This window comes from Kamptonema sp. UHCC 0994 (assembly GCF_029167235.1).
Taxonomy (GTDB): Bacteria; Cyanobacteriota; Cyanobacteriia; order Cyanobacteriales; family Microcoleaceae; genus Kamptonema.
This window is the reverse complement of sequence record NZ_JARFTR010000136.1, coordinates 1-4,624: the sequence shown is the minus strand read 5'-3', so window position 1 is coordinate 4,624 and position 4,624 is coordinate 1. Positions and strand designations below refer to the sequence as shown.

Annotated in this window: 5 protein-coding genes; 2 read left to right on the top strand and 3 right to left on the bottom strand. The window is 45.1% G+C overall.

The annotated features are described in order from the left end of the window. Positions 1-329 precede the first annotated feature (329 nt). Together PY364_RS13055 and PY364_RS13050 are read left to right on the top strand one after the other, a co-directional pair. Positions 330-974, top strand: coding sequence for a hypothetical protein (locus PY364_RS13055; RefSeq protein WP_275523079.1), 645 nt, complete (start codon positions 330-332; stop codon positions 972-974). 186 nt (positions 975-1,160) lie between these two features. Beyond that, on the top strand, positions 1,161-1,346 hold the full coding sequence (locus tag PY364_RS13050; protein WP_275523077.1) for a hypothetical protein: 186 nt from the start codon (positions 1,161-1,163) through the stop codon (positions 1,344-1,346). 83 nt (positions 1,347-1,429) lie between these two features. On the opposite strand, the gene PY364_RS13045 is transcribed toward PY364_RS13050, so the two are convergent. The 3 genes from PY364_RS13045 to PY364_RS13035 all read right to left on the bottom strand — a co-directional run bounded on the left by PY364_RS13045 (position 1,430) and on the right by PY364_RS13035 (position 4,427). Next, positions 1,430-2,167, bottom strand: a complete 738-nt coding sequence (locus PY364_RS13045) for a metallophosphoesterase family protein (RefSeq protein WP_275523075.1) — start codon at positions 2,165-2,167, stop codon at positions 1,430-1,432. 229 nt (positions 2,168-2,396) lie between these two features. Next, on the bottom strand, positions 2,397-3,140 hold the full coding sequence (locus PY364_RS13040) for a DUF1995 family protein (protein ID WP_275523073.1): 744 nt from the start codon (positions 3,138-3,140) through the stop codon (positions 2,397-2,399). Positions 3,141-3,263: 123 nt separating this feature from the next. Continuing rightward, on the bottom strand, positions 3,264-4,427 hold the full coding sequence (locus tag PY364_RS13035) for a cysteine desulfurase family protein (RefSeq protein WP_275523071.1): 1,164 nt from the start codon (positions 4,425-4,427) through the stop codon (positions 3,264-3,266). Between the last annotated feature and the right edge of the window lie 197 nt (positions 4,428-4,624).

Here is a 4,624-nt window from a genome sequence, read left to right as displayed (position 1 = left end):
CGACAGTTACCGGGTTTGGCTCCTAGTAGTTCTGCCTTTTACCCCCGCTTTAGCTATCATGGTTGCTACCCAATAAACTAGGGGATATGCTTTCACCTCTGCACTTGAGGGGTGGGGCTTACCGCACGGCGATTCACCCACAAATGTAATCAGTTATCACCAGTTTCATCAACTGGGTTTACCGTCCCGTAAGCTTTTCAGCTTACTTTAGGTAAAACAAATCGCACTGTTAGGTACTGTTTTGGGAGTGACACCAGAGGATTTAAGGGGTCGTTTTAGTCCTTCGTTACGGTTGTACAATTCTTACGGGTAATGATACACAACTTGCTATGAATGTATTTGACACTTTGATTGACCACAAATTTAATATCGCTAAAAAGGAAGGAGACTTAGCAGAAGCTACAGCAAAGAACATCGATCTAGGAAAATCAATTGCTAGATTTTTTGTAGGTTTGAAAAAGCCGCAAGAAAACACTCTCAAAACTAACTTGTTGCCTCAGTTCCGAAAGTTTCTTGCTGACAATACGGGTATTCCATTTGACGCTTGCGATAAAGCTGCGACTACTCCTGAACCAGCACCAACTTGTTCAAGCTCAGTCTTTTTTGGAGAAATCATCCCTGAACCCATCCCCTATGGACAAACGGCACAATACAAAATCACCTACTGCGATCCACGAATAGACAACATAATCGTAGAACTTGAGACAGCAAGTGGAACACAAACCAAAATCATTCCCATTTCCTCACCGAGTGGTACGGTAAGTGTTGGAATACGAAACAAGCCAAACGCTTTTGGGGACTGTAGTGGCATTTTTGATGACTCGATCGGTAATTTTAAGGGTCTGAGTATTGTTGCCAAAGGAAGAAGTGGGAGTGGTGATTTAATTGGATTGGGGAATTTCACGAATTTTCGTGTTTCTGGTAACTTACGTAATGGGCCCCTTTCCAGTGCGTGTGATGCAGAGTTAGTTTAAGGGCGATCGCTATTTAATAAAATGTAGTAGGGGCGGGTTAACCGATCAATTATGTCACCCACCAATAATATTGAAAACCCGCCCCCACCCAACGAATAATCCCTAACAACGATCCTCGCCTTATTATTAAAATCAATGTAATTTTTAATCTTTTCGTGGGGTGGGGGCGGGTTTTTAGGATTGTCGATGGGTGTCAGATATTTGGGCGAACCCGCCCCTACAGTCATTTGGTGCGATCGCATTTTTTTGGGACAATCCTATGCGATCGCCCTCTTGGATTCGGCGTTTCCAGTGCGTGTGATGCAGAGTTGGTTTAAGGGCGATCGCTATTTAACGGTGATAGATTGCTGCGCTAGGTATTTGTTGCAATAGACATCTCCTATAATTAGATTTTTGTCTATGGAGGGCAAGGGTTTAAGATTCTCTTTAGGAGATGTCTATATAGTAAATTCTGTTCAACTCATCTGTTGGCGAATCGAGAATTGAGGAGGTTTAATCTGCTTGACAGCTTCATCTAAATGCAAAGTACGGACTTTATTCTCAAACACATTTACTTGATAGACTAGGCTATGAGTAATGTCTAATCCTGTTAACCAGCCGCTTCTGGGATGATAAGCTCCAGTGTCAATATCTAGCCAACCATTTCCTTGTGCTAATTCTCCGGGACTGACACCCTCAAAGGTAAAAGTAATAGTATGACCTGTAATAATTAATTTATCTGGAAAATAAGGCTTGAGAATCCTGTGAAATTCTCCGCGAATCCAACAAAGTTGATAGGTAGATTGCTGTTTGAGGGAAAGTTTGGGATCTACGCCCGCATGAGCTAGCCAGATATCGCCTAAGTCGAGATAGGGGGGAAGCGATCGCATCCAATCTAAGTGTTTATACGGAATCATCCCTATATCTATATAACTATCTATTGTCGCCTGTCCCCCGCTGTAGAGCCAAGCTGGTAAAGATCGCGGATCGCTGCCATTAGCTTCGATCATGAGTTGTTCGTGATTTCCTAACAGGCATTGGTAGGAACTTTGCTGCACAAAATCAACCACTTGAGCGCTTTTTGGGCCTCGGTCAATTAAATCTCCCAAAAAATAAACTCGATCGTCGGTATTGGGGGCGATCGCTTCTAAAAGGGTCATTAACCCATCATAGTGTCCGTGTACGTCCCCAATGACGATGCGCCGTTGGTTCATTTTCCTTACCCAGTTCCCTGATTTTAAACACGATGTTGTGGTTTACAATAGTTTGGATGCTTGGGCTGAAACCCTTATTCTTTCGTCGATCTTGGCAGTATGAAACTCTAATTTTTTCGTTTCCTCAGTCAAAAACTGTCCAAACTATTGCGATCGAGACTTTCCCAGGATTAGTGTCTGGTAATTAAGATTATACAACGGTCAAACCGATTATGTTTCATAATTTACCTTAGTGCGTAAGTGCTCGGATCAAACTTTGAAGTTCTGCAAGGATTCCTTTTTTCTTGGGGGCGGCTAACTGCGGGGCCGATGGATCGGTATCTGCGACGGTTGGGGCTAGAATCCGTTCTAGTTCGTCTCCTACAGGTTTTTGGGCGGTTTCGGCAATCAGTTTATATTCACCCTCTGTTTCTAGCCATACTTGCCACGATTGAGGGTAGTAACGGAAAAGGGCAGCCGTGTTTAGAGGTCTGATGTAGTAGCAAGATTGAAGGGTATTGAGGAAGCGATCGCGCAATTGGCGGCCTGCATAACCAATACCAATAGTAGCTGCGTCTTCCAGACGGGGATTGAGGAGAATTACGGGACGGGAATCTGCGGCGTTGCAGAGTTGTTCGACTTGGGCGACTTCGATGGAGGAAGCATTTACCAGTAGGAAAATTTGGTCTTCTGGCTCGATTTTCTCTGCTACGGGGGATCTACTGCTACCAAGGTCTGTAATTTTAAATGGTACTGTTCCCCAGTCTCGGCGAGCAAGGGCGGCTGAACCTGTGTCAGGAAAGAAGACTTTAAGGCCGTTTGCTAGTTCTTCAAAGTCGGTGATGAATTGCTGGGTGATTGACTGTGCTTGCAATGCGATTTCTGGAAAGACTAATTCAACCTGCAAGCGGGTTTGACCGTCGTTGAGGGCGGATTTTGCGGCTTCGCGGGATTGGGCGATCGCTTCTTCAAGTGTTTTCGGGAGTTCAATCATAAGAGGGGCTAGGGAAGAGGGGCTAGGGGCTAGGGGCTAGGGGCTAGGGAAGAGGGAAGAAGGAAGAAGGAAGAAGGAAGAAGGAAGAGGGAAGAGGGAAAATTACCAGTTAACGGTTAACAGTTAACAGTTAACAGTTAACCGTTTTGGCGTTAATCTTTCCAAAATTTGGGCGATCGCGATCGCAGTCCAGTCTATATCAGCTTCGGTGGTATCTCTTCCCAAAGTCAAGCGAATTCCTCGAATAGCCTCAGTTTCGCTGTATCCCATCGCCAACAAGGTTGGAATGGGCGTAATTTTTCCACTACTACAAGCAGAACCGGAACTGATACCAATTCCTGCCAGATTTAGTTGCCGTACCAAAGTTTTGCCTGTAATATTTTCATCTTTACTGGCAACAACAAAACTAAGATGGTGTGGCAATCTACAATAGCGATCGCCTGTTGGTACTAAATTCGGCACCTCAGCTAATTTATCAAATAGGCGATCGCGCAATCCGATTAATCTCGGTGTTTCCTCTACCATTTCCTGTAATGCCAATTCCGCCGCCACGCCAAAACCAACTATATTTGGCACTGCTTGCGTCCCCGATCGCAGTTTCATTTCTTGACCACCGCCCCCAAATACTGGCGCTAATTCTACTCCTTCTCGGATATAAAGCATCCCAGAACCTTGAGGGCCATAGATTTTATGGCTAGATATCGATAGCAAGTCAACTGGCAATTTTTGCACGTCGATTGACATTCTACCGGCAACCTGAACGGCATCTGTATGAAATAAAACCCCATGAGAACGGGCAATTTTGCCCAAGGCTTCAATTGGTTGTAGCGTGCCTACTTCACTTTGACCAAAAATCACGGAAACTAAAACTGTATTGGGTTGTAGTGATGCGTGTAGGTCTAGGGGATGAACTCTTCCCAAGCGATCGACGGGCAATCGCGTTACTTCCCAGCCTAGTTGTTCGAGAAACCTTACTGGTTCTGCTACGGCGGGATGTTCAACGCTGGAAATGATGATGTGTTGCGGCTGCTTGTAATGGCGGGCGATGCCTAAAATTGCCAAGTTATCGGCTTCTGTGCCACCAGAGGTAAAAATCACTGATTCCGGCGGGGCATTAATCAGGCTAGCTACTTGCATTCTAGATAATTCTAGAGTTGTGGCTGCTCTTTGACCCCAATCGTGCAAGCTGGAAGGGTTGCCCCAATATTGAGTAAAAGCAGCTTGCATGGCGGCGATCGCTTCTGGGCGTATGGGCGTAGTAGCGCTGTAGTCTAAATAAATTTGCATGGTAATTTGTTGTTTGTTGTTTGTTGTTTGTTAACTGTTAACTGGTAATTGGTAATTGGTAATGGCTAATGGCTAATCGCTAATCGCTAATCGCTAATCGCTAATCGCTAATTACCATCTCCCCCCTGCTCCCCTGCTCCCATCTCCCTACCGCCGCCGCCACCATAAAAACGCGGCAATTGCTAATCCAATTAAAG

Coding starts and splice junctions, on each gene's coding strand:
- PY364_RS13055 (WP_275523079.1), top strand. CDS start 330: ATGAATGTATTTGACACTTTGATTGACCACAAATTTAATATCGCTAAA.
- PY364_RS13050 (WP_275523077.1), top strand. CDS start 1,161: ATGGGTGTCAGATATTTGGGCGAACCCGCCCCTACAGTCATTTGGTGC.
- PY364_RS13045 (WP_275523075.1), bottom strand. CDS start 2,167: ATGAACCAACGGCGCATCGTCATTGGGGACGTACACGGACACTATGAT.
- PY364_RS13040 (WP_275523073.1), bottom strand. CDS start 3,140: ATGATTGAACTCCCGAAAACACTTGAAGAAGCGATCGCCCAATCCCGC.
- PY364_RS13035 (WP_275523071.1), bottom strand. CDS start 4,427: ATGCAAATTTATTTAGACTACAGCGCTACTACGCCCATACGCCCAGAA.